Genomic DNA, 21,856 nt, shown 5'->3' on the forward strand with positions numbered 1-21,856 from the left:
CCGCCGGGAACAGATCGCGCAGCGCGGGGAAGGGGCTCGCTCCCGGCGCGGCGGGAACCGCTCAGTCGGCGGGCGTGCGGCCGGCGGCGGGATCGGCCTCCAGGCGATAGCCGAGGCCGCGCTGGGTATGGATCAGCGGCACCGCTCCGCTGTCGATCTTGTTGCGCAGCCGGCCGATATAGACGTCGACGATATTGGTGAGCGGGTCCTCGTTGACGCCCCAGACATTGGCGAGGATGCGCTCGCGGCTGAACAGCCGCCCCGGCGCGCTCATCAGCAGCTCGAGCAAGGCCAGTTCGCGCACCGTGAGGGCCACGACCTTGCCGGCGCGGGTCACCTTCATCGTGGTGCGGTCCAGTTCCAGGTCGGCGACCCGCAGGACGGTGGTGGCGGCCGCCTTGAGGCCGCGGCCGCGACGCCGCAGGGCCTCGATCCGCGCCAGCAGCTCCTCGAAGTCGAAGGGTTTGCACAGATAGTCGTCGGCCCCGAGGCGCAATCCGGCGACGCGGTCCTCGACGGTCGAGAGCGCGGTCAGGACGAGAATGGGAAGCTCGACCTGGGCGGCGCGCAGGGTCTGGCAGACCTCCAGGCCGGTGATGTCGCCGAGCATGATGTCGAGGATGACCAGCGTCGTCTCGCCGCCGGCGGACTGCTCCTTCCAGGCCGCCCGGGCGAGGTCCAGCCCGTCGCGGCCGTTGCGGGCCACCTGCACGCGCATGCCCTCGGCGCGCAGGCCGCGCTGCAGGAAGTCGGCGATGCGGTGGTCGTCCTCGACGATCAGGATGTTCATGCGGGAACCTTCGGCACCTGGACGGCGAGCGGCAATGTCACGGTCGCCGTCGTTCCGCGTTCGGGGGCGCTGGTGAGTGAAATCTCGCCGCCGTGACCGCGGACGAGGACCCTTGCGATGGGAAGGCCAAGCCCGCTGCCATCGGCCCGATGGCTGATCGCGTTGGGCGCCCGGTGGCTGCGGTCGAAGACCTTCGGCAGTTCCTCGGCGGCGATCCCGATCCCCTCGTCGTGGATCCGCACCTCGACCTTCGCCGGTTCACTCGCGATCCGCACGGCCTCCAGCCGGACCGCCTGGCCGGGGCGCGAATAGCGCACGGCATTGTCGACGAGCGCCAGCAGGAGCTGTCTGAGGCGGTCGGCATCGCCGCTCATCTCGAGCGCCGCGGGCCAGGGTTCGTGATGGAGCCGCACCCCGCTCGCCAGGGCCATGGCCTCGCCGTGGGAGAGCACGTCGTTCAGGACGTCGACGAGATCGACGGCAACCCTGCGCAGCGACAAGGCGTCGATGTCGCTGCGGGCCATCGTCAGGAGATCGTCGATGGCGAGGCCGAGCTGGCGCGAGGCGTCGTCGATCCGACGCAGCGAGCTCCGGTACTCGTCGACGGGCTTGAGGGAACCGCGCAGGGCGACCTGCGCCTCGCCGCGGATGGCGGTCGTCGGCGTGCGCAATTCGTGGCTGATGTCGGCGAAGAGCTGGCGTCGGCGCACCTCCGCCTCGCGCTGGGCCGCCAGCGCGGAGGTCAGTTCGTCGGTGCGGGCGGCGACCTGCTCCTCGAGAGCCTGGCGCGCCTCGGTCTCGATGCGCCGGCGCTCGGCCAGTTCGGCCGCCATCGCATCCATGCTGCGGGCGACGGCGGCGAACTCGTCGGAACCGGACAGGGCGATGCGGTGCGACAGGCGGCCCGCCCGCAGCGCGGCGGCGCCCTCGGACAGGCTGCGCAGCGGACCACGCAGGGCGCGGGCGAAGAAGACGGCGAGCAGCAGCGCCGCCAGGGCGAGCGTCGTGGTCGATCCGACCCAGAGCCGTCTCAGCCAGGCCAGCGCATCGTTCGTGTCGGCCCGCTTCTCGCGCAGGGAGACATCCTCCCGGTCGATGCTTTCGGCGAGCAGCAGGCGCAGATCCTGCCCTTCCGCCCGGTCGAACAATTCGTTGGCGATCGACCAGGCGAGGTTGGTGTCCATGCCGACGGGTGGCGGGTTCAGGCTCGCGAGCCCCCGCTCCAGCTGCGCGATGCTCCCGTCGAGCACCACCAGCGCATCGCGGCGCTGGGCCTGCCGCTGGCGCGCGGCCGGGCCGTCATCGAGCACCACGGCCTGGTCGGCGAGCCTCTTGAGATCGGCGAGGATGATCCGCATCCGCTGCAGCAGCGCGTCGCGATGGCTGTCGCGCGCATCCGCCCCGAACTGCCGCTGGGCGAGCCAGGTGCGCAATTGCTGCTTCTCGGAGCGCAGCTCGGTGAAGCCCTGCCTGATGTCGGCGGCGACACGCCCGCGCAGCACGTGGCGCTCCGCCTCCCCCACGGCCCACAGCGCCACGGCGCCCTGGATCACGGCGATCGAGCCGAGGGCCGCCAGGGCCAGCGTCAGGCGCCGCCCGAAGACATTGGTCTGCTGCGTCGGCGGTGGGGTCGTCATCCGATGTTCATGAAGAATTCAGTGCGCGCTCATGCCGGGTTCAAGTCGGCGTCAGCCGCGGTGCCTACAACGTCAGGGCGCGGTCGAAAACGCCCGCCCCGCCTGACGACGACAACGTAACCCTAGGAGAGCACATGTCCGCCCGAAACTCCATCATGACCGCCGCGCTTCTCGCTCTGGCCGTTCCGTTCGGCGCCGCCTCGGCCCAGACCACCGTGGTCAACCAGGCCGTGACCCAGACCGAGGTCCTCGCCGCCCAGCGCGCCTGGTGCGACGCCCTCGTGAGCATCAGCACCACCCATGCGTCCCAGGGGCAGGCTGCCGCCAAGGCCCTGGCCGAGCGGGTGATCGACGCCGCCTACGGCTACCAGATGGGCGCCGTCCTGTTCAAACCGACCCTGACCGTGGCGCCGCAGACGTTCCGCACCACCCGCGCCGGCGCGCTGGCCTATTTCGTCGGCGGCGACACCGCCTTCCCGAACGACAAGGGCTTTGCCCTGAACGGCTGGACGAAGTGCGAGATCGCCAACAGCGCCATCTTCATCGCCGGCGACTCCGCCACGACCATGGGCAATGTCAGCATCACCGGCCCGAACGGCGCGGTAACGACGGTCGACAAGACCTGGAAGTTCGTGAAGGACGATGCCGGCCGGCTGCGCATCGTCGTCCATCACTCGTCGCTGCCCTACCGTCCGAACTGAGCCGGCGGGGCGGGCGGGTTGCGCCCGTTCCATCATCGACCCGTTCCCCCGGATGACCCGGCGCCCCTCGCGCCGGGTCGTTCCGTCAGAGCCAGGGACGCGCCGTCGAGACCGTCTTCTCGAAGCTGTCGATCGACTTTTCCTTGACCATGGTCAGGCCGATATCGTCGAGGCCGTTGAGGAGGCAGTGCTTGCGGAAGGGGTCGAGGTCGAACTTGATCGTGCCGCCGTCGGGGCCGCGGATCTCCTGCGCCTCGAGGTCGACGGTGAGCGTCGCGTTGGAGCCGCGGTCGGCATCCTCGAACAGCTTCTCGAGCTGCTCCGGGGTGACGGTGATCGGCAGGACGCCGTTCTTGAAGCAGTTGTTGTAGAAGATGTCGGCGAAGCTGGTGGAGATCACGCAGCGGATGCCGAAATCGAGCAGCGCCCAGGGGGCATGCTCGCGCGACGAGCCGCAGCCGAAATTGTCGCCCGCGACCAGGATCTGGGCGTTGCGATAGGCCGGCTTGTTCAGCACGAAATCCGGGTTTTCCGACCCGTCGTCCTTGAAGCGCGCCTCGGAGAACAGGCCCTTGCCGAGGCCGGTGCGCTTGATGGTCTTCAGATACTGCTTGGGGATGATCATGTCGGTGTCGACATTGATCGTGCGCATGGGCGCGGCGACGCCGGTGAGAACGGTGAATTTCTGCATGGGTTTTCCCCTCGATGCTCGTTGCCGCCCGTGTATCAGAGCCGTGACATGCCCTGCAAGCAGGCCGCCGGGACGGGCGGGGTTGCAGCGACGGTCCGGCCGGCCGATATGGCGGTGACGAGGGAGAATGCGATGAGCCTGTCCGACACCATCACCGAGAAGCTGACAGCGGCCTTCGCCCCCGAGGCGCTGGAGGTCATCGACGAGAGCCACCAGCATCAGGGGCATGGCGGCTGGCGCGAGGGCGGCGAGACGCATTTCCGGGTGAAGCTCGTCTCGGCGGCCTTTGCCGGCAAGTCGCGGGTCGACCGCCACCGCATGGTCAACCAGGTCCTCGATGCGGAACTGAAGGGCCGCGTCCATGCCCTGGCGATGCAGACCAAGGCGCCGGGGGAGTGAGGAGAGGGCCTCGCGGCCCCACCCACCGACTACAGCCCCGCCACCAGCCGGTCAGCGGTGGCGAGATTGCAGGCCATCGGCACATCGTAGACCACGGCGAGGCGGGTCAGCGCCTTGACGTCGACGTCGTGGGGGTGGGGCGACAGCGGATCGACGAGGAAGACCAGCAGGCCGATCCTGTCCTCGACGATCAGCGCGCCGATCTGCTGGTCGCCGCCGAGCGGCCCGCTCTTCATCAGGCGGATGTCGAGGTCCGGCATGTCGGCCTTCAGTAGCGCCCCTGTCGTGCCGGTCGCCACCAGCGGATAGCGGACGAGACGCCCGTGGTGGCGGCGCGCCCAGGCCAGCATGTCCGGCTTCTTCTTGTCATGGGCGATGAGGGCGATCAGCCCCCGCGTCGGGTCGGTTGCCGCGTCGTCGGCCATCGGCTGTCCTTTCTGCCTGTCGTCCCGTGATCAGTTGAGGCGGTCGAGCGGCGTGATCTTGAGGGCCGAGATGCGGTTGCGCTGGCGGCGCAGGACCTGGAAGCGGAAGCCGTGGAAGGTGAAGGTCTGGCCGCTCTCGGGGATGGAGCGCGCCTCGTGGATGACGAGGCCGGCAATGGTCGTTGCCTCCTCGTCCGGCAGGCGCCAGTCCATGGCGCGGTTGAGGTCGCGCACCGGCACCGAGCCGTCGACATTGACCGAACCGTCGGGCTGCGGGCGCACGCCGGTGACCTGCACATCGTGCTCGTCTTTGATGTCGCCGACGATCTCCTCGATGATGTCCTCGAGGGTGACGAGCCCCATGACCTCGCCATATTCGTCGACGACCAGGGCGAAATGGGTCTTGCGGCGCAGGAAGGCCTTGAGCTGGTCCTGCAGGCTCGTCGAGTCGGGCACGAACCAGGCCGGCAGGGCGAGCGCCGCGGGATCGATCTTGGTCATGTCGCCGCCGGCAGCGGCGAGGGCGCGCAGCAGATCCTTGCCATGCAACACGCCGATGATGTTCTCCGGCGTGTCGCGCCACAGCGGAATGCGGGTATAGGGCGCGGCGAGAACGTCGCGCACGACCTTTTCCGGGGCATCGCCCGCATCGATCGTCACCATCTTGGTGCGGTGGACCATGACGTCCTCGACGGTGAGGTCCTTGAGGTCGAGAATGCCGCCGACCATGTCGCGGTCGAGCTTGCCGAAGGAGCCCTCCTTGTGCATCAGGTCGACCGTTCCGCGCAGTTCCTCCGCGCCGGTCAGCACGTTCTGATTGTCGCTGATCCGCATGCCGAACAGGCGCAGCACGCCGCGCACGATGGCCTCGACGGCGATCAGGATCGGCCCGAACAGGGCGACGACAACAGCGACCGGTCGCGCCAGGGCAAGGGCGGTCTGTTCCGGCCGCGAGATGGCCACCGTCTTCGGCAACACCGCGGCGAAGACGATGATCAGCACCGACATGATGACGGTCGCGTAGATCACGCCCTCGGCGCCGAAGAAGGCGACGAAGAGGGAGGTGGCGAAGGCCGACACGCCGACATTGACGATGTTGTTGCCCACCAGCATGGCGCCGATGAGGCGCTCGCGCGTGTCGAGCAGACGGCTGATGATACCGGCCCGTTTGTCACCGGCGCTCTCCAGCGCCAGCATCCGCGCCTTCGAGGCGGCGGACATGGCGGTCTCGGCGCTGGAAAAGAAGGCCGACAGCAGCAGGCAGACGACAATGAGTGTCACCGCCAGCCACGGGTTGATCGCAAGTTCGTCCATGATGCTCCCGGCCCAGACGGCCCGCCTCGTCACACGCGGGAAGAAAGACTTCCCCCGCCTAGACCTAACGCCTTCGCGACGCCCGGCAAAGGGTGCGGCCTGGCGCCATAGGCCCCGTCACGCCTCAGGGGGCTCGCTTCTTCGCCATCAGCTCCGCGTCGGACCAGTCGTCCTCGAAACCCATCCGCGTGTAATAGGCGAGCCCACCGGCGTTCTCGCGCCGGATGGTGGCGTCGATCATCTGAACGCCGGCGGCCCTCGCGGCGTTCCGCGTCGCGGCGAAGAGGCGACTGCCGATCCCGCTCTTCTGCGTGCCGATCGCGACGAATGTGGCGATGAAGGCCCAGCCGGGCGGCCGCGGGTTGGCGCCCTTCCAGTCGGGATCGCACCAGGCCAGCGCCTGGAACCCGAGGACGACGCCGTCGACCTCCGCGACATGGCAGCAAATGCCACCCGGGACGTCGATGTGGTGGGCGATCATCCTCTCGGTGTCGAAGGGTGTGCGGTGGGCGGTCGTCCCGCCGCGGCGGATGATGGCGTTGAGGAGATCGGCCATGGCGGCAGCGTCGTGGATCGTCGCCGGGCGGATGACGGGTTCTGCGGTCATGGCCGGGCTCATCCGCGCGCCAGTTCCGCGGCCAGGAAAGCGCGCACCGCAGCCGGATCGACATCCTTGGCGATGAAGCTCTCACCGATGCCACGGGCGAGGATGAAGGTGAGCTTGCCGCGGGCGACCTTCTTGTCCTGGCCGATGGCGGCCATCAGGCGGTCGACGTCGCCGACGCCGCCGGGGATCTCGGACAGTTCGGTGGGCAGGCCGACTTGCTTCAGGTGGTTCGCCATGCGCTCGGCCGCATCCGGCGGGCAAAGGCCGAGCTTCGCCGAGAAGCGGAAGGCCTGGCACATGCCGATGGCGACGCCCTCGCCGTGGACGAGGCGGGCGCCGTCATAGGCGGTGGCGGCCTCCAGGGCATGGCCGAAGGTGTGGCCGAGATTGAGCAGGGCGCGGTCGCCAGTCTCGGTCTCGTCGCGGGCGACGACGGCCGCCTTGGCGCGGCAGGAGGTGGCGATGGCGTGGACGCGGTCGCGGCCGCCCTGGAAGACGCCGCGCCAGTTGGCCTCCAGCCAGGCGAAGAAACCGGGATCGTCGATGAGGCCGTATTTCGCCACCTCGGCATAGCCGGCGCGGAACTCGCGGGTGGAGAGCGTATCGAGCACGTCGGTATCGGCCAGAACCAGGCCCGGCTGGTAGAAGGCGCCGATGAGGTTCTTGCCGTGGCGGGAATTGATGCCGGTCTTGCCGCCCACCGAGGAATCGACCTGGGCGAGCAGCGAGGTCGGCATCTGCACGAAGCCCATGCCGCGGCGGACGATGGCGGCGGCGAAACCGGCGAGATCGCCGACAACCCCGCCGCCGAGGGCGAGGACGATGTCGCCGCGCTCCAGCCGGTGGCTCAGGATCTGGTCGACAACCTCTTCCAGCACGGCGAAACGCTTGGTCGCCTCGCCGGGGGTGACGGTGATGCGGTGATGGCGGATGCCGGCTGCGGTGAGGCTCGCCTCCAGCGCCGGTCCATGGAGATCGCCGACATGGGCATCGGTGACGATCGCCACGGCGCGGCCGGGAAAGCGGGCGGCGATGCGCGCCCCGGCGCCGGCGATGAGGCCGGCACCGATGAGGATGTCGTAGGAGCGATCGCCGAGCACGACGGGAACGCGCGTCGCCGCACCGGCTTCGTCGAGGTCGGAAAGCAGGGTCACGGCAGCGCTCGTTCGGCGGGCGGGAGGATGTGGCAGGCGAGAGCCCGGATGACGTCGTCGGCGACGTCCTCGTGGGTCGCCTCGCGGGAGACGACGGTCAGCGCCGCCTCGGCATAGACGGGATAGCGCTCGTCCATCAGGCGCTTCAGCACCGCCTGCGGATCATCGGCCTTGAGCAGCGGCCGGTCGCCGCGCCGCTTGACGCGCTTCATCAGTACGTCGAGCTCGGCCTTGAGCCAGATGGAGATGCCGCGCTCGCGGATGCGATCGCGCGTGTCGGGGTTCATATAGGCGCCGCCGCCGGTCGCCAGCACCTGCGGACCGGTATCGAGGATGCGGGCGACGACGCGGACCTCTCCCGAGCGGAAATAGGCCTCGCCGTGCTTGTCGAAGATTTCGGGGATGGTGAGGTCCGCCGCCTTCTCGATCTCGGTGTCGGCATCGACGAAGGGCAGGCCGAGCCGGTGGGCGAGCCGCCGGCCGATGGAGGATTTGCCCGCGCCCATCAGCCCGACGAGCACGATGGAGCGCGCGCCGAGTGCCTCGCGCAGCCGCTTCACGTCGATGTCGGCCCCCGCCGCACTCATGACCATACCGCCATGCTCCCGTCTCTCACGAAAACGGCGGGAAGGGCAACCGGCAGGATCGGACGCGGGTCAGGCTTCGGCCGCCCGTGCCGCGATGGCGTCGGCGATGGCGACGAGCTTGCGGGCCATGTCGGCGTGCAGCCGCTCGACCATGCGGCCCTCGACCTGGATGGCGCCCCTGGCGGCGTTCTCGGGCAGGTCGAAGGCGGCGATGATGGTCCGCGCCCAGGCGACCTCCTTCTCGGCCGGCGAGAAGGCGGCGTTGCAGGGACCGATCTGGTTCGGATGGATCAGCGTCTTGCCGTCGAAACCCATGTCGCGGGCTTCGGCGCATTCGCGGGCGAAACCGGCCTCATCGGCGATCTCGTTCCAGACGCCGTCGAGGATGGCGAGGCCATGGGCGCGCGCGGCGGCGAGCGAGAGCATCAGCCAGGCGTTCATCGGCGCCCGGCCGGGCACGATGCGCGCGCCGGTCTCCTTGGCGAGGTCGTTGGTACCCATGACGAAGCCGGAGAGCCGCGTCCGCCGGTCCGCCGCGGCGGCGGCGATGGCGGCGGCGTTCAGCATGGCGAGCGGCGTCTCCATCATCGCCCAGACGGCGGTGCGATCGGGCCCGCCGGCGCCGACGATGGCCTTGCCGGCGGCGACGAGATCCTCCGGGCGGCTGACCTTGGGGATGAGGATGACATCGGGGCCGGTCGGCGCCAGCGCCTTCAGATCGTCGGCGCCCCAGGCGGTGTCGAGGCCGTTGATGCGCACCACCACCTCGCGATGGCCGAAGCCGCCTGCGGTCACGGCGGCGGCGACCTGGCCGCGGGCAACCTCCTTGGCATCGGGCGCCACCGCATCCTCGAGGTCGAGGATGACGACGTCGGCGGCAAGCGTGCGGGCCTTGTCCAGCGCGCGGGCATTGGAGCCGGGCATGTAGAGGACGGAGCGGCGGGGACGGAGCGGCATGGCTTTCGGGTCCGAAGGTGGGCTATGTGCGGGCAAGGCTAGCTGCATCGCAGCATGCATGCCATCGTCCTTCCGAACGAGACCGGCCCACCCCGAAAGAGACCGAGCGTGACACACGCTGATGTGCTGATCGTCGGCGGCGGAATCATGGGTTCCTGCACCGCCTATTTCCTCAAGAAGGAGCTCGGCTATGCCGGGACGGTGCGCGTCATCGAGCGCGATCCGACCTATGCACAGGCCTCCACGACGCTGTCGGCCGCTTCCATCCGGCAGCAGTTCTCGACCCCTGAGAACATCCGCATGAGCCGCTTCGGCATCGACGTGATCCGCTCCCTCAAGGACCGGTTCGGCGCGGATGCCGATATCGGCTTCCGCGAGGGCGGCTATCTGATCCTCGCCTCGCCGGATGGGCAGGAGGTGCTGGAGGCCAACTGGCGGACTCAGGCCGCCGAGGGCGCCGACATCCTGCTCCTCGGCCCATCCGAGCTGCAGGCGCGCTTTCCCTGGCTCTCCACCGAGGACATCGCGCTCGGCGCCTTCGGCCGCAGCGGCGAGGGCTGGTTCGACGCGGCCATGCTGCTCGACCTGTTCCGCAAGGCGGCGCGGGAGGCCGGCGCGACCTACGAGAAGGGCGAGGTGGCCTCGCTGGTGCGCCAGGGCGACCGTGTCACCGGCGCGGTGATGACGGATGGCTCTTCGCGGGCCTGCGGCACGCTGGTGCTGGCCGCCGGCGCCTGGGCGGGACGGCTGGCGGCGGGCATCCAGGTGCCGCTGCCGGTGGAACCGCGGAAGCGCACGGTCTTCGTGGTGAAGTGCCCGGCGACCTTCCCGGACATGCCGCTGATCGTCGATCCCTCCGGGGTGTGGATGCGGCCCGAGCGCGATCTCGTCATCGGCGGCTGGGGGCCGGGCGCCGACGATCCCGACCCGGCAGCCTACGGCGACTTCGAGCCGAACCACGATGAGTTCGAATCCTACGTCTGGCCGGCCTGGGCAACGCGCATCCCGGCCATGGAACAGCTCCGCCAGATGCGCGCCTGGGCCGGGCATTACGATTTCAACACGCTCGACCACAACGCCATCCTCGGCCCCCATCCGGATGTCGCCGGCCTGATGTTCATCAACGGCTTTTCCGGCCACGGCCTGCAGCAGGCCCCGGCCGCCGGACGGGCGCTGGCCGAGCTCATCGTCCATGGCGGCTATCGCAGCCTCGACCTCTCCGTCTTCGGTTTCGACCGCATCCTGCGGAACGAGCCGGTTCTCGAACTCAATGTGATCTGACCCCGGAGCCTCCCCCATGAAGATCTGCATCTTTGGCGCCGGCGCGGTCGGCGGCAATGCCGCGGCACGGCTGATCGCGGCGGGTGACGCCGAGGTCTCCATCGTGGCGCGCGGCGCCCATCTCGCCGCCATCCGCGAGAAGGGCCTCACGCTGCATACCGAGGGCCAGACGCTCGGCGGCAAGCCCCATGCGGCGACCGACGATCCCGCCACCCTGCCGCCGCAGGACCTCGTCGTGGTGACACTGAAGGCCCATTCGCTGCCGGCCATCGCCGCGCCGCTGAAGGCGCTGCTGGCCCCCGGCGCGGCGGCGGTGTTCTTCACCAATGGCGTCCCGTGGTGGTGGAACCACGGCCTCAGCGAGGACGGTTCGCTGCCGCTGCTCGATCCGGAGGGCCGGCTGTGGCGCGACCTCGGGCCGGAGAGCGTGCTCGGCGGCGTGGTCTATTCCGCCAATGCGGTGACCGAGCCGGGCGTGATCGCCCATTCGGCCGGCAACCGCTGGATCATCGGCGAGCCGACGGGCGACGTCTCGACCCGCGCCGATGCCGCCGCCGCGATCTTCCAGAAGGCCGGCCTCAACGGCGAGGTCACCGGCGACATCCGCAAGGCCATGTGGGAGAAGCTCGTCCTCAACATCGCCGCCAATCCGCTCTGCGCCCTCTCCCGCCTGCCGCTCGGCCGCTGGCACGAGGTGCCGGGTCTCGGCGATCTCGGCGTGACGCTGATCCGCGAGCTCCTCGAGGTGGCGAAGGCGCTGGGCTGGGACCTGACCGCGACGGTCGATCCCGCCGCTTCGCTGCCGGCGCGGCCCGGCCGCCCCGGCGGCAAGCCCTCCATGCTGCAGGACGCGGAGGCCGGCCGTCCCATGGAGGTCGAGGCGATCGTCGGCCAGTTGCAGGCCTTCGGCCGCGAACAGGGGATCGCCACGCCGGCCATCGACGTGGTGCTGCCGCTGCTGCGCTCGCTCGACGCGGCGGTGAGCCGTCCGCCGGTGAAGGTGTGAGGGGGTGAGGGTGTGAAGCGGTTTCGCCGATGAACCCGTGCATCGTGCCCCACCCGCACCCTCCCCTCGCTGCGCGAGGAGAGGCGGACTTCCACCGCGCGTTTCGTTCCGACGGCGCGAGCCTGGCGCTACCGCCGCCATCTGGCTGGCGGTCGTAGTCCCCCTCTCCGCGCAGCGCGGAGGGTGAGGGTGGGGCGTTCCCGAACTGCCGCTCCGGCGCGCTCCGGATCACCCTTCACCGGTTCGACATCGGCCTCCGGCGCACGTCGGGACGCAGGTGGTGGAACGGGATGACGCCGGTATCGTCGAGCGCGGCGCCCGGCGAGGCACCGACCACCACCGAATCGGCATAGGGCTGCCAGTCGCCGCGGAAATGCACCGAGCTCTTCAGCACGACCACCTTGTAGGCGGTGATATCGACGCCGAGATGGGTGCAGACCGCGATGCAATGCGGCTGCTGGCGGACCGAGCCGACGACGAGGTCGATGCCGCCGATCCTGAGCCAGGCCGAGAGACCCATATTGATCGGCTGGCCGCCGACCATCGGCCCGGTGCCGGTGAAGCGGCCGTCGGAGACGGCGACCACCTCCGCCTGCGTCGTCAGCGGCTCCTCGCCGGGGCCTGATCCCTTCGCGGCGAAGGTGACGGCGATGGTCGCGCCCTTGCCGGCGGCACGGGCGGCCGTGGCGATCTCCGGCTCGTGGAAGAGCGCCATCAGCGTCTCCTTGGCGCCGCGGTTGATCATGGCCTTGAGGAAACCGGTGGTGATGGAGGAGCCGCCGGCGCCGGGATTGTCCTGGGTATCGGCGATGATGACCGGCTTCGAGGCGAGCGCGGCGCGGGCAAAGGCGAGCGTCACCGCCTCGTCCTGCGGCTTGGCGAGATGTTCGAGGAAAGCGGCTTCCGATCTCAGCACCGCCTTGAACAGCCGGTCCACGGCCTCGTCCACCACGGCCTGTTCGGCGCCGTAGCCGATGACGGTGGCGCCCATGTCGAAGATGTCGGCGGAGGGAAAGCCCGGGCAGAGCGAGAGATGCACGCCGGTTTCCGCCTCGATCTCGCCGAGCAGGGCATAGAGCCCCTTCATCGGCTCGATCATCGAGCAGCCCGAGGCGATGGGAATGAGGAAGGGCATCTGCCGGAAGGCGCGGGCGGGCCGCGGACCCCAGGACACCACCCGGTCGAACCATTCGGCGACGCGCTGGCCCGTCTGCAGCCAGTCGATATGGGGATAGGTGCGGTAGGCCGACATAAAGCTGGCGGCATCGACCATCTGCCGGGTCACGTTGGCGTGGAGGTCGAGGGAGGCGACGACCGGCACGGCGGGGCCGACGAGGCGGCGGACGCGGGCGAGCAGTTCGCCCTCGGCATCCTCGATGGTCTCGGTGGTCATGGCGCCGTGCAGTTCGAGGAAGACGGCATCGGGGGCGGCATCGGCGATGTCGGCGAGGATGTAGGCGACCGCGCGCTCGAAGACCGCGTCCTCGACCCGGCCCGAGGGCTGGGCGAAGGACCAGGAGAGCGGCACCATCTGATGCCCGGCCTTCTCGGCGACGCCCATGAAGCCGGAAACCGCGATGTTGAAGGGGCGGAACTTGGTCAGGATCTCAGGCCCGCGGGTGAAGCCCGGCCAGGCGCCTTCCTGGTTGAACATCGCCCAGGGCGTCGGTGCGGGAACGAAGGTGTTGGTCTCGTGCATGAAACCGCCGACGGCGATGCGCATGGGAAGGGTCTTTCGGGCGTTGAATGGGGCACCATTGGTGGCGGATCAGCCTCCCAGCGTCACCCCTCGATGCGGCGTGGCAGGTGTGCGGCACGAAAAACGCCGCCGCGTTGACCGCGGCGGCGTCCCACTCGGCAAGGTCCGAAACCGTCACCCCATGGTCGGGATGACGAAGCTGGCGCCGTCCTTGATGCCGGAGGGCCAGCGGGAGGTGACGGTCTTGGTCTTGGTGTAGAAGCGGAAAGCGTCCGGGCCGTGCTGGTTGAGGTCGCCGAAGGACGAGCGCTTCCAGCCGCCGAAGGTGTAGTAGGCCAGCGGCACCGGGATCGGCACGTTGATGCCGACCATGCCGACCTGCACCTTGGCGGCGAAGTCGCGGGCGGCATCGCCGTCGCGGGTGTAGATGGCGACGCCATTGCCGTATTCGTGGTCGTTGGCGAGGTCGAGGGCCTCATTGTAGGTCTTGGCGCGGACAACGGAGAGGACGGGACCGAAGATCTCCTCCTTGTAGATTCGCATGTCCTTGGTGACGTTGTCGAACAGGCAGCCGCCCATGTAGTAGCCGTTCTCGTAGCCCTGCATCTTGAAGCCGCGGCCGTCGACGACGAGCCTGGCGCCTTCCTCGACACCGATATTGACGTAGCCCTTGACGCGCTCGAGCGCCTGGGCGGTGACGAGCGGGCCGAAATCGGCGTCGGCCGAGGTCGAGGGGCCGATCTTCAGGGCCTCGACGCGCGGCACGAGCTTGTCCATCAGGCGGTTGGCGGCTTCCTCACCGACCGGAACAGCGACTGAGATCGCCATGCAGCGCTCGCCGGCCGAGCCGTAGCCGGCGCCGATGAGTGCATCCGCTGCCTGGTCCATGTCGGCGTCGGGCATGATGATCATGTGGTTCTTGGCGCCGCCGAAGCACTGGACGCGCTTGCCGCTGGCACAGCCGCGGGCATAGACATATTCGGCGATGGAGGTGGAGCCGACAAAGCCGACGGCCTTGATGTCCGGGTCGTCCAGCACCGCGTCCACCGCTTCCTTGTCGCCGTTGACGACGTTGAAGATGCCCGGCGGCAGGCCGGCCTCGAGGAAGAGTTCGGCGAGCATGAGCGGCACGCCCGGATCGCGCTCGGAGGGCTTCAGCACGAAGGCATTGCCGGCGGCAATCGCCGGGCCGGCCTTCCACAGCGGGATCATGGCCGGGAAGTTGAACGGGGTGATGCCGGCGCAGACGCCGAGCGGCTGGCGCATCGAGTAGATGTCGATGCCGGGGCCGGCGCCCTCGGTATATTCGCCCTTCATCATCTGCGGGGCGCCGATGGCGAATTCGACCACTTCGAGGCCGCGCTGGATGTCGCCCTTGGCGTCGGGGATGGTCTTGCCGTGTTCGCGGGCGAGCAGCTCGGCCATCTTGTCGTTGTCGCGGGCACAGAGCTCGAGGAACTTCATGAGGACGCGGGCGCGACGCTGCGGATTGGTCGCGGCCCAGGCGGGCTGGGCGGCCGCGGCATTCTCCACCGCCGCGCGCACTTCCGCCCTGGAGGCGAGCGCCACCTTGCCGAAGACCGAACCGTCGAGCGGCTGGAACACGTCGGCGGTGCGGCCGGAGGTGCCGGCGACATGCTTGCCGCCGATGAAGTGACCATAGTTGCGCATGGGATCGTCTCCTCTGGGATGGTCATCCCTAGAGCGAAGCCATGCGGCAACCAAGCGCCAAGTTGGCGCATGCGTTGTGCGCAAATTGGCGTAAGATGACGGGATGACGCCAAACTGGGATCATGTCCGGGTCTTCCTCGCCGTGGCGCGCGCCGGGCAGTTCCTCGCCGCGGCGCGGGCGCTGGCGCTCGACCATGCGACGGTGGCGCGGCGCATCACGCTGCTGGAGGACCAGCTCGGCACGCAGCTCGTGGCCCGGTCGACGGCCGGCATCGCCCTGACCATTGCCGGCGAAAAGTTCGTTGCCGCCGCCGAGTCCATGGAGACCGCCTGGCTCGATGCCCAGGCCGATGTCTCGCAGGTCGACCGCGTCATTTCCGGGACGATCCGCATCGGCGCGCCGGAGGGGTTCGGCGCCCTGTTCCTGAGCGCCCGGCTCGGGCGGCTGGCCGAACGCCATCCGGACCTCACCATCCAGCTCGTGCCGTTGCAGCGGACCATGTCGCTGTCGAAGCGCGACGCCGACCTCGCCGTGGTCATCGACCCGCCGACCGACGGGCGCCTGACCGTGCGCAAGCTGACCGATTACGGCCTCGGCATGTATGCGACAGCGCCCTATCTCGCCCGCCATGGCCGGCCGGAAACGCCGGAGGCGCTGCGCCGGCACCTGCTCGTCACCTCGGTGCAGGAACTGCATTATTCGCAGTCGCTGACCTATTATCCGCCCGCCTTCGATGCGGGACAGCGCCGCTTCGAATGCGCCAGCGTCCTCGCCCTGATGGAAGCGGTGAAGGCCGGCGTCGGCATCGGCGTGCTGCACGACTACGCGGCCCGCGACGCCGGCGGGCTCATCCGCGTGCTGCCGGAGCTGGCGATCCGCCGCACCTATCACCTCGTCGCCCATGTCGATACCCGCCGCATCGCCCGGATCGACGAGGCCTACAGGTTCCTGGTGGAAGAGGTGGAGGCGGCCGCAGGCCTGTTCCTCTGACGGTGCTCAGGGCGGCGGACGATCGAGATCGAGCGCCTGCGCGACCCGCTCGCTCGCCGGACGGGCGAGGACTTCCGCCGGCGCCCCCACCTGGAGAATGTCGCCCCGGTCGATGACGGCGAGACGGTCGGCGAGGCCCGCCGCCTCGTCGAGGTCGTGGGTGACGAGGAGGATGGGCACCCGGATGGCCGTGCGGATCGCCGCCAGTTCAGCATGGAGCTCGCGGCGCACGCGCCTGTCGACCGCCGAGAAGGGTTCGTCGAGGAGAAGGACGGCGGGATCGCGGGCGAGAGCCCGGGCGAGCGCCACGCGCTGCTGCTGGCCGCCGGAGAGTTCGGCGGGATAGCGCCCTTCCAGCCCGGCGAGATGGACGAGGGCGAGCAGCCGGCCGGCCTCGGCGGCGCGCTCCGCCGCCGGCCGGTGGCCCATGGCCGCCGCGACATTGGCGAGTGCCGTCATGTGGGGGAAGAGCGCGTAGTGCTGGAAGACCAGGCCGGCCCGCCGCTCATGCGGCGGCAAGGCGATGCCGGCGGCGCTGTCGAGCCAGGTGGTGCCGCCGCACCGGACCCGGCCCTGGCGCGGCTGGTAGAGCCCGGCAATGGCCCTGAGCACGGTGGTCTTGCCGCTGCCGGAGGGTCCGACGAGAGCCAGCATCTCGCCGGCCGCGCAGGTCAGCGCGACGGCGAGGGGAATGGGTGACACCTGGTGCAGCTCGACGGTCAGGCCCACCTCATCCATGGCGGCGGACCATGCGGCCGGAGAGCAGCGAGGTCGCGGCGAGGGCCACGACCGAGACGACGACGAGCACCGCCGACATGGCATGGGCCGCCGCATCGTCGAAGGCCTGGACGCGGTCGTAGATGGCGATGGAGAGGGTGCGCGTCTCGCCCGGCAGCGATCCGCCGACCATCAGCACGACGCCGAACTCGCCGAGCGTATGGGCGAAGGTCAGCACCATGCCGGTGACGATCCCCGGCCAGGCCAGCGGCAGGTCAATGCGGCGCATGACCGTCAGCGGCGCCATGCCGGAGACGGCGGCGGCCTCGCGCACCTCCTGCGGGATCGCCCGGAAGGCCTGGACCATCGGCTGGATGGCGAAGGGCAGGTTGGCGATAACCGAGGCGATGAGCAGCGCCTCGAAATGGAAGACGAGCTGGCGTCCGACGAGCGCCTGCCAGACCTGGCCGATGGGCGAGGCGGCGCCAAGGCCGACCAGCAGATAGTAGCCGAGGACGGTCGGCGGCAGGACCAGCGGCAGGGCGATGAGCGCCTCGACCAGCCCCTGGCCGCGGAACGGATGGAAGGCGAGGCGGCGCGCCACGACGAAGCCGATGGGCAGCAGGATCAGGACGGTCGCCGCGCCCAGTTTCAGCGACAGGGAAAGCGCGACCCAATCCATCGCGATGTCAGGACTGTTCGCCGGCGATGAGGAAACCGTGCCGGCGAAAGATCACCCGCGCCGCCGGACTGCCGAGATAGGCGTAGAAGTCGCGCGCCACCGGCCCAGCCGTCTTCAAGAGCGCCATGCGCTGGCGCAGCGGCAGATGCCATTCCGCCGGTACGAGGGCGAAGCTGCCGAGCGCCCGGACCTGCGGCGCCAGCACCAGGGACGAGGCGACGAGGCCGCCCTGCGCCGAGCCCGTGGTGGCGAAGCGGAGGGCCTGGGCGATGTCCTCGCCGATGGCGAGCCGGCCCTGCAGCGGCTCCCACAGGCCCTGCCCCTTCAGCACCTGTTCGGCGGCGCGGCCATAGGGCGCGTGTTCGGGGCTGGCGATGGCGAAGCGCGTGACGCGCCCGTCCCTGAGCCCGGCGCGCAGGTCCGCGAGGGCCGCGTCGGCCTTCAGCGATGAGCCGTTGGGGACGAAGAGGGCGAGCTGGCCTTCGGCATAGACGGCGCCGCGGTCGGCGGCGAGGCCGGCATCGGCGAGCTGGAAGATGAAGCCCTCGTCGGCGGAGAGGAAGAGCTGGAACGGCGCGCCCTGCCGGATCTGCCGGGTGAAATTGCCGGAGGCGCCATAGACCACCGAAACCTCCTGCCCGGTGGCCTGCCGGAAGGCGACGACGAGGTCGTCCATCGCCGTCTTGACGCTGGCGGCGACAGCGATCTGCGGCGCCTGGGCCAGGGCCGGCGCGACGAGGGCGGCAACGATGCCGGCGGCGAGGAGGAGACGACGGACCATGGCCATGCAGGCTCCAGCGATATTTCCGTTCGGCTATATCGCTGGACTGGACCCGGCCTGTCAATCGCCCGCCGGACGGAGGAGCCGCGACAGGGTGGCGATTTCACCGGCGGAGGAAGTCCTGAGCCTGTCCTCCATGATGCGGAAGGCCGCGAGGATGTCCTGCCCGGCCGCGGTCAGTTCGGCGCCGCCGCCGGCCCGCCCGCCCTTGGACGAGGTCACGAGCGGCTCGGCGAACATGGCGTTCATGGTCTCCACCAGCATCCAGGCGCGCTTGTAGCTCATGCCCATGCGCCGGCCGGCGGCGGCGATGGAGCCGGTGTCGCGGATACCCTCCAGCAGGTCGGCCTTGCCGGGCCCCAGCCTGACGCCGGGGGCGAAGTCGACCCGCAGGGTGACGAGGGGGGCGGAGGTCAAGGCGATCGGTTTCCTCGGGCGGCTGCGCGCCGAGCCTAGCGGCGACGCGCCTCGCTGTCAGCCGGACAGGAAAGAGCCCGGCGTCCACGGGGGCGGACCCATGGATGCCGGGCTCCCGTGCCCTTCTGCACCCTTTCGGGCCACAGGAGGACGCGTTCGCTATTCCGCCGCGACGCGGATCGGCCGTGGTGCCTCGCCGGGGGGTGAGGCATCGGCCGGGAGAAGGAGCGGCGGCGCGCCGTGGCCGCCACGACCGGCCTCGTCGGCGCCCGGCTCGTCGGTGGGACCGACGAAACGGCCGAAGACCCAGCCGAAGAAGCGTCCGACATCATCCATCACCGTGTAGAAGGACGGCACGAAGACGAGGCTGAGCACGGTCGAGACCAGCAGGCCGCCGATCACCGCGATGGCCATGGGCGCGCGGAACTCGCCGCCGTCGCCCGAGCCGAGCGCCGGCGGAATCATGCCCGCCCCCATGGCGAGGGTGGTCATGATGATCGGGCGGGCGCGCTTGCGGCCGGCATCGAGGATGGCCTCGCGGCGCGGCATGCCCTCGCGGGTCTTCTCGACGGCGAAGTCGACCAGCATGATGGCGTTCTTGGTGACGATGCCCATCAGCATCAGGATGCCGATGACCACCGGCATGGAGATGGCATTGTTGGTCAGCAGCAGGGCGACGATGACGCCGCCGAGCGACAGCGGCAGCGACATCAGGATGGTCAGCGGCTGGAACACCGAGTGGAACAGCAGGACGAGGACGCCGAGCACCATCAGGATGCCGGTGCCCATCGCCACGGCGAAGCTCTGGAAGACCTCCTGCATGACCTCGGCATCGCCGCCGCGCTGGAACGAGACGCCGGCCGGCAGGTTCTGCGCCGCGGGAAGGGCGTAGACCTTCTCGAGGGCTGGACCGAGCTCGAGACCCCTGCCGAGATCGGTGCCGATGTTGACGCGGCGCACCCGGTTGTAGCGCTCGATGGACGAGGGCCCCTGGCCGAAGGTGACGTCGGCGACGGCGGTGAGCGGCACCTGCTGACCCGCAGGCGTCGTCACGGTCAGGGCGGAGAGAATGTCGAGGCGCGTGCGGGCGTCGGTGTCGAGCTGGACGCGGATCGGCACCAGCCGGTCACCGGCATTGAACTTGGCGAGGTTGGCGGCGACGTCGCCGATGGTGGCGATGCGCACTGCTTCCGAAATCTGATCGGTGGTGATGCCGTAGCGCGCGGCCTCGTCGGTCTTCGGCACGACCCTGATCTCGGGACGGTCGAGACCGGCGGTCGCCGCGACGTTGACGAAACCGGGGAGCTGGCGCATCTCGGCTTCGAGCGCCGCCACCGCCTTCGACAGGTTTGCGGCATCGTTGCCGCGCACGATGATGGAGAGCTCGCGCTCGCCGCGGTCGTTGACGTACCAGGCCCGGATGTCCGGGATTTCGGTGAAGAGCGGCGATGTCGCCTGCTGGATCTGGCGCTGCTTGCGCTCGCGCTTGGTCTTGTGGACGAGGCGGACGATGACGGTGGCGCGGCGGATCTCCAGCGTGCCGACCGGGTTGGAGCCGCCGATGACGAGGACCGATTCCACTTCCGGCGTCTTCTCGCGGATCAGCTTGGCGAGCCTGTCGGACCGCTCGCGGGTGTCCTCCAGCGTCGAACCCGGCGGCAGTTCCATCGAAATGACGAATCGGGCCTCGTCGGGGAAGGGGATGAAGCCGGTCGGCAGGAACTTCACCGCCCAGATGGAGAGGGCGAAGACGCCGATGCCGGCGAGGAGGGTGAGGTAGCGGAACCGAATGGTCACCGACAGGAAGCGCAGATAGCCGCGCATCAGCGCCCCGTCCTTGGGCTCCTTGTAGGCGTGTGGCCTGAGGAAATAGGCCGCCAGCATGGGCGTTATGAGCCGCGCCACCAGCAGTGAGAACAGTACCGCGATGGCGACGACCAGGCCGAACTGCTTGAAATACTGGCCAGCGATGCCGCCCATGAAGGAGACGGGCGCGAAGACGGCGACGATGGTCAGTGAGATGGCGATGACGGCGAGACCGATCTCGTCCGCCGCCTCCATCGAGGCGCGGTAGGGCGACTTGCCCATCTTCATATGTCTGACGATGTTCTCGATCTCGACGATGGCGTCGTCGACGAGAATGCCGGTGACGAGGATCACCGCCAGCAACGACACGAGATTCATCGAGAAGCCGAGCATGTCCATCACCCAGAAGGTCGGGATGATGGAAAGCGGCAGGGCGACCGCCGAGATGACGGTGGCGCGGAAATCGCGCAGGAACAGGAACACGACGATGACCGTGAGCCCGGCGCCCTCGAGCAGCATGGTCATGGCCGAGGTGTGGTTGCCGGCCGTGTAGTTCACCGAATTGTCGATCTCGTTGAAGGCGATGTCCGGGTTAGCGGCGCGCAGTTCGTCGATCTTGGCGCGGGCGAGCGCTGCAACGCGCACGTCGGAGGCTCCCTTCGAGCGGAATATCTGGAAGGCCACCGTCGGCGTCTCGCCGTTGAGGCGGGTGAAGCTGCGCGGTTCCTCGAAGAGGTCGGTGACGGTGCCGAGGTCGGAGAGGACCACAGCACGCCCGCCGGACAGCACGATGCGGGTGGCGGCGAGTTCCTCCACGCTCTCGGCGCCGGCCAGGGTGCGGATCGACTGCTGCTGGCCGCCGATATCCCCCTGGCCACCGGCGAGATCGACATTGGTGGCGCGCAGCTGGCGGTTGACTTCCCCCGCCGTGATGCCGAGCGCCATCAGCCGGCTGGGGTCGAGGGCGACGCGGATCTCGCGCAGCACGCCGCCGTTGCGGCTGATGCGGCCGATGCCACGCAGGCCCTGGAGCTCGCGCTTGACGGTGTCGTCGACGAACCAGGACAGCTGTTCCAGCGTCTTGGCGGGAGCTGCGACCGCCACCGTCATGATCGCCTGGTTCTCGATGTCGAGCCGTTCGATGATCGGCTCGTCGATGTTGCGCGGCAGGTCGGCGCGGATCTTGGCGATGGCGTCCTTGACGTCGTTCAACGCCCGGTCGGCGTTCACCTCGAGGCGGAACTCGACCACCGTCGAGGACTGGCCGTCGGTCAGGTTGGAGATGACGTTCTTGACGCCGGTGATGTTAGCGACGGCGTCCTCGACCCGCTTGGAGATCTGGCTTTCCAGCTCGGCCGGAGCGGCGCCCGCCTGGGTCACCCGGATCTGCACCAGCGGCACGTCGATATTGGGAAACCGCGTGATCGGCAGGTTGTTGTAGCTCATCCATCCGAGGAAGCAGAGGACGATGAACAGCACGATCGAGGGGACCGGCTGGCGGATCGAATAGGCGGAGACGTTGAACGAGGACATGGCGCGGCCT

General features: G+C 69.4%; 21 protein-coding genes. 5 read left to right on the top strand and 16 right to left on the bottom strand.

All coding sequences use genetic code 11. The annotated features are described in order from the left end of the window. Nucleotides 1–61: 61 nt before the first annotated feature. On the bottom strand, nt 62–790 hold the full coding sequence (locus tag Q8O26_RS12885; RefSeq protein ID WP_305576201.1) for a response regulator transcription factor: 729 nt from the start codon (nt 788–790) through the stop codon (nt 62–64). Next, a complete protein-coding gene (locus tag Q8O26_RS12890; RefSeq protein ID WP_305576203.1) occupies nt 787–2,427 on the bottom strand; it encodes a cell wall metabolism sensor histidine kinase WalK in 1,641 nt (546 codons plus the stop codon). The genes Q8O26_RS12885 and Q8O26_RS12890 overlap by 4 nt, the downstream gene beginning before the upstream one ends. A 134-nt stretch (nt 2,428–2,561) precedes the next feature. Here Q8O26_RS12890 and Q8O26_RS12895 point away from each other — a divergent pair, with 134 nt between their 5' ends. After that, entirely contained in the window at nt 2,562–3,128 is a 567-nt protein-coding gene (locus Q8O26_RS12895; RefSeq protein WP_305576205.1) for a hypothetical protein, read from the top strand. An 85-nt stretch (nt 3,129–3,213) separates the two neighbouring features. Here the strand turns inward: Q8O26_RS12895 and leuD are convergent, their stop codons facing one another. Beyond that, nucleotides 3,214–3,819 carry a 3-isopropylmalate dehydratase small subunit gene (gene leuD, locus Q8O26_RS12900; protein WP_305576207.1) on the bottom strand — a complete coding sequence of 202 codons (606 nt, stop codon included), beginning with the start codon at nt 3,817–3,819 and terminating at the stop codon, nt 3,214–3,216. Between the two features lie 132 nt (nt 3,820–3,951). Between leuD and Q8O26_RS12905 the strand changes: the two genes are divergently transcribed. Further along, complete coding sequence (locus Q8O26_RS12905; RefSeq protein WP_305576209.1) at nt 3,952–4,218, top strand: BolA family transcriptional regulator; 267 nt, start codon at nt 3,952–3,954, stop codon at nt 4,216–4,218. A 29-nt stretch (nt 4,219–4,247) separates the two neighbouring features. On the opposite strand, the gene Q8O26_RS12910 is transcribed toward Q8O26_RS12905, so the two are convergent. From Q8O26_RS12910 to Q8O26_RS12935, 6 genes are all read right to left on the bottom strand, one after another. Next, nucleotides 4,248–4,643, bottom strand: a complete 396-nt coding sequence (locus Q8O26_RS12910) for a methylglyoxal synthase (RefSeq protein ID WP_305576211.1) — start codon at nt 4,641–4,643, stop codon at nt 4,248–4,250. 30 nt (nt 4,644–4,673) lie between these two features. Next, nucleotides 4,674–5,957 (bottom strand): HlyC/CorC family transporter, encoded by a 1,284-nt coding sequence (locus tag Q8O26_RS12915; RefSeq protein ID WP_305576212.1) that lies wholly within the window; start codon nt 5,955–5,957, stop codon nt 4,674–4,676. 124 nt (nt 5,958–6,081) lie between these two features. Further along, the gene (locus Q8O26_RS12920; RefSeq protein ID WP_305576214.1) at nt 6,082–6,564 is read right to left on the bottom strand and encodes a GNAT family N-acetyltransferase; all 483 of its coding nucleotides are present in this window, start codon (nt 6,562–6,564) and stop codon (nt 6,082–6,084) included. An 8-nt stretch (nt 6,565–6,572) separates the two neighbouring features. Next, nucleotides 6,573–7,718 carry a 3-dehydroquinate synthase gene (aroB, locus tag Q8O26_RS12925; RefSeq protein WP_305576216.1) on the bottom strand — a complete coding sequence of 382 codons (1,146 nt, stop codon included), beginning with the start codon at nt 7,716–7,718 and terminating at the stop codon, nt 6,573–6,575. Beyond that, complete coding sequence (locus tag Q8O26_RS12930; protein WP_371134557.1) at nt 7,715–8,305, bottom strand: shikimate kinase; 591 nt, start codon at nt 8,303–8,305, stop codon at nt 7,715–7,717. The genes aroB and Q8O26_RS12930 overlap by 4 nt, the downstream gene beginning before the upstream one ends. Nucleotides 8,306–8,374: 69 nt before the next feature. Then, nucleotides 8,375–9,262, bottom strand: a complete 888-nt coding sequence (locus Q8O26_RS12935) for a CoA ester lyase (protein ID WP_305576220.1) — start codon at nt 9,260–9,262, stop codon at nt 8,375–8,377. 54 nt (nt 9,263–9,316) lie between these two features. On the opposite strand from Q8O26_RS12935, the gene Q8O26_RS12940 reads away from it, so the two are divergent. Together Q8O26_RS12940 and Q8O26_RS12945 are read left to right on the top strand one after the other, a co-directional pair. Beyond that, nucleotides 9,317–10,543, top strand: coding sequence for an NAD(P)/FAD-dependent oxidoreductase (locus tag Q8O26_RS12940; RefSeq protein ID WP_371134556.1), 1,227 nt, complete (start codon nt 9,317–9,319; stop codon nt 10,541–10,543). A 16-nt stretch (nt 10,544–10,559) separates the two neighbouring features. After that, on the top strand, nt 10,560–11,549 hold the full coding sequence (locus tag Q8O26_RS12945) for a ketopantoate reductase family protein (protein ID WP_305576224.1): 990 nt from the start codon (nt 10,560–10,562) through the stop codon (nt 11,547–11,549). Between the two features lie 235 nt (nt 11,550–11,784). On the opposite strand, the gene Q8O26_RS12950 is transcribed toward Q8O26_RS12945, so the two are convergent. Continuing rightward, nucleotides 11,785–13,272 carry a M81 family metallopeptidase gene (locus tag Q8O26_RS12950; RefSeq protein ID WP_305576226.1) on the bottom strand — a complete coding sequence of 496 codons (1,488 nt, stop codon included), beginning with the start codon at nt 13,270–13,272 and terminating at the stop codon, nt 11,785–11,787. 150 nt (nt 13,273–13,422) lie between these two features. Then, nucleotides 13,423–14,919, bottom strand: coding sequence for a CoA-acylating methylmalonate-semialdehyde dehydrogenase (locus Q8O26_RS12955; RefSeq protein WP_305576228.1), 1,497 nt, complete (start codon nt 14,917–14,919; stop codon nt 13,423–13,425). A gap of 103 nt (nt 14,920–15,022) precedes the next feature. Between Q8O26_RS12955 and Q8O26_RS12960 the strand changes: the two genes are divergently transcribed. Beyond that, a complete protein-coding gene (locus Q8O26_RS12960) occupies nt 15,023–15,910 on the top strand; it encodes a LysR family transcriptional regulator (RefSeq protein WP_305576230.1) in 888 nt (295 codons plus the stop codon). Nucleotides 15,911–15,916: 6 nt separating this feature from the next. Here the strand turns inward: Q8O26_RS12960 and Q8O26_RS12965 are convergent, their stop codons facing one another. The 5 genes from Q8O26_RS12965 to Q8O26_RS12985 form a co-directional block, all read right to left on the bottom strand. After that, nucleotides 15,917–16,648, bottom strand: a complete 732-nt coding sequence (locus Q8O26_RS12965) for a sulfate/molybdate ABC transporter ATP-binding protein (RefSeq protein WP_305576231.1) — start codon at nt 16,646–16,648, stop codon at nt 15,917–15,919. Continuing rightward, nucleotides 16,641–17,309 (bottom strand): molybdate ABC transporter permease subunit, encoded by a 669-nt coding sequence (gene modB / locus Q8O26_RS12970; RefSeq protein ID WP_305576233.1) that lies wholly within the window; start codon nt 17,307–17,309, stop codon nt 16,641–16,643. The genes Q8O26_RS12965 and modB overlap by 8 nt, the downstream gene beginning before the upstream one ends. Nucleotides 17,310–17,316: 7 nt before the next feature. Next, nucleotides 17,317–18,096, bottom strand: a complete 780-nt coding sequence (modA, locus tag Q8O26_RS12975) for a molybdate ABC transporter substrate-binding protein (RefSeq protein WP_305576235.1) — start codon at nt 18,094–18,096, stop codon at nt 17,317–17,319. A 54-nt stretch (nt 18,097–18,150) separates the two neighbouring features. Beyond that, entirely contained in the window at nt 18,151–18,507 is a 357-nt protein-coding gene (locus Q8O26_RS12980; RefSeq protein WP_305576237.1) for a winged helix-turn-helix domain-containing protein, read from the bottom strand. A gap of 159 nt (nt 18,508–18,666) precedes the next feature. After that, complete coding sequence (locus tag Q8O26_RS12985) at nt 18,667–21,846, bottom strand: efflux RND transporter permease subunit (RefSeq protein WP_305576239.1); 3,180 nt, start codon at nt 21,844–21,846, stop codon at nt 18,667–18,669. Nucleotides 21,847–21,856 lie beyond the last annotated feature (10 nt).

The organism is Phreatobacter sp. (assembly GCF_030691135.1).
Taxonomy (GTDB): domain Bacteria; phylum Pseudomonadota; class Alphaproteobacteria; order Rhizobiales; family Phreatobacteraceae; genus Phreatobacter.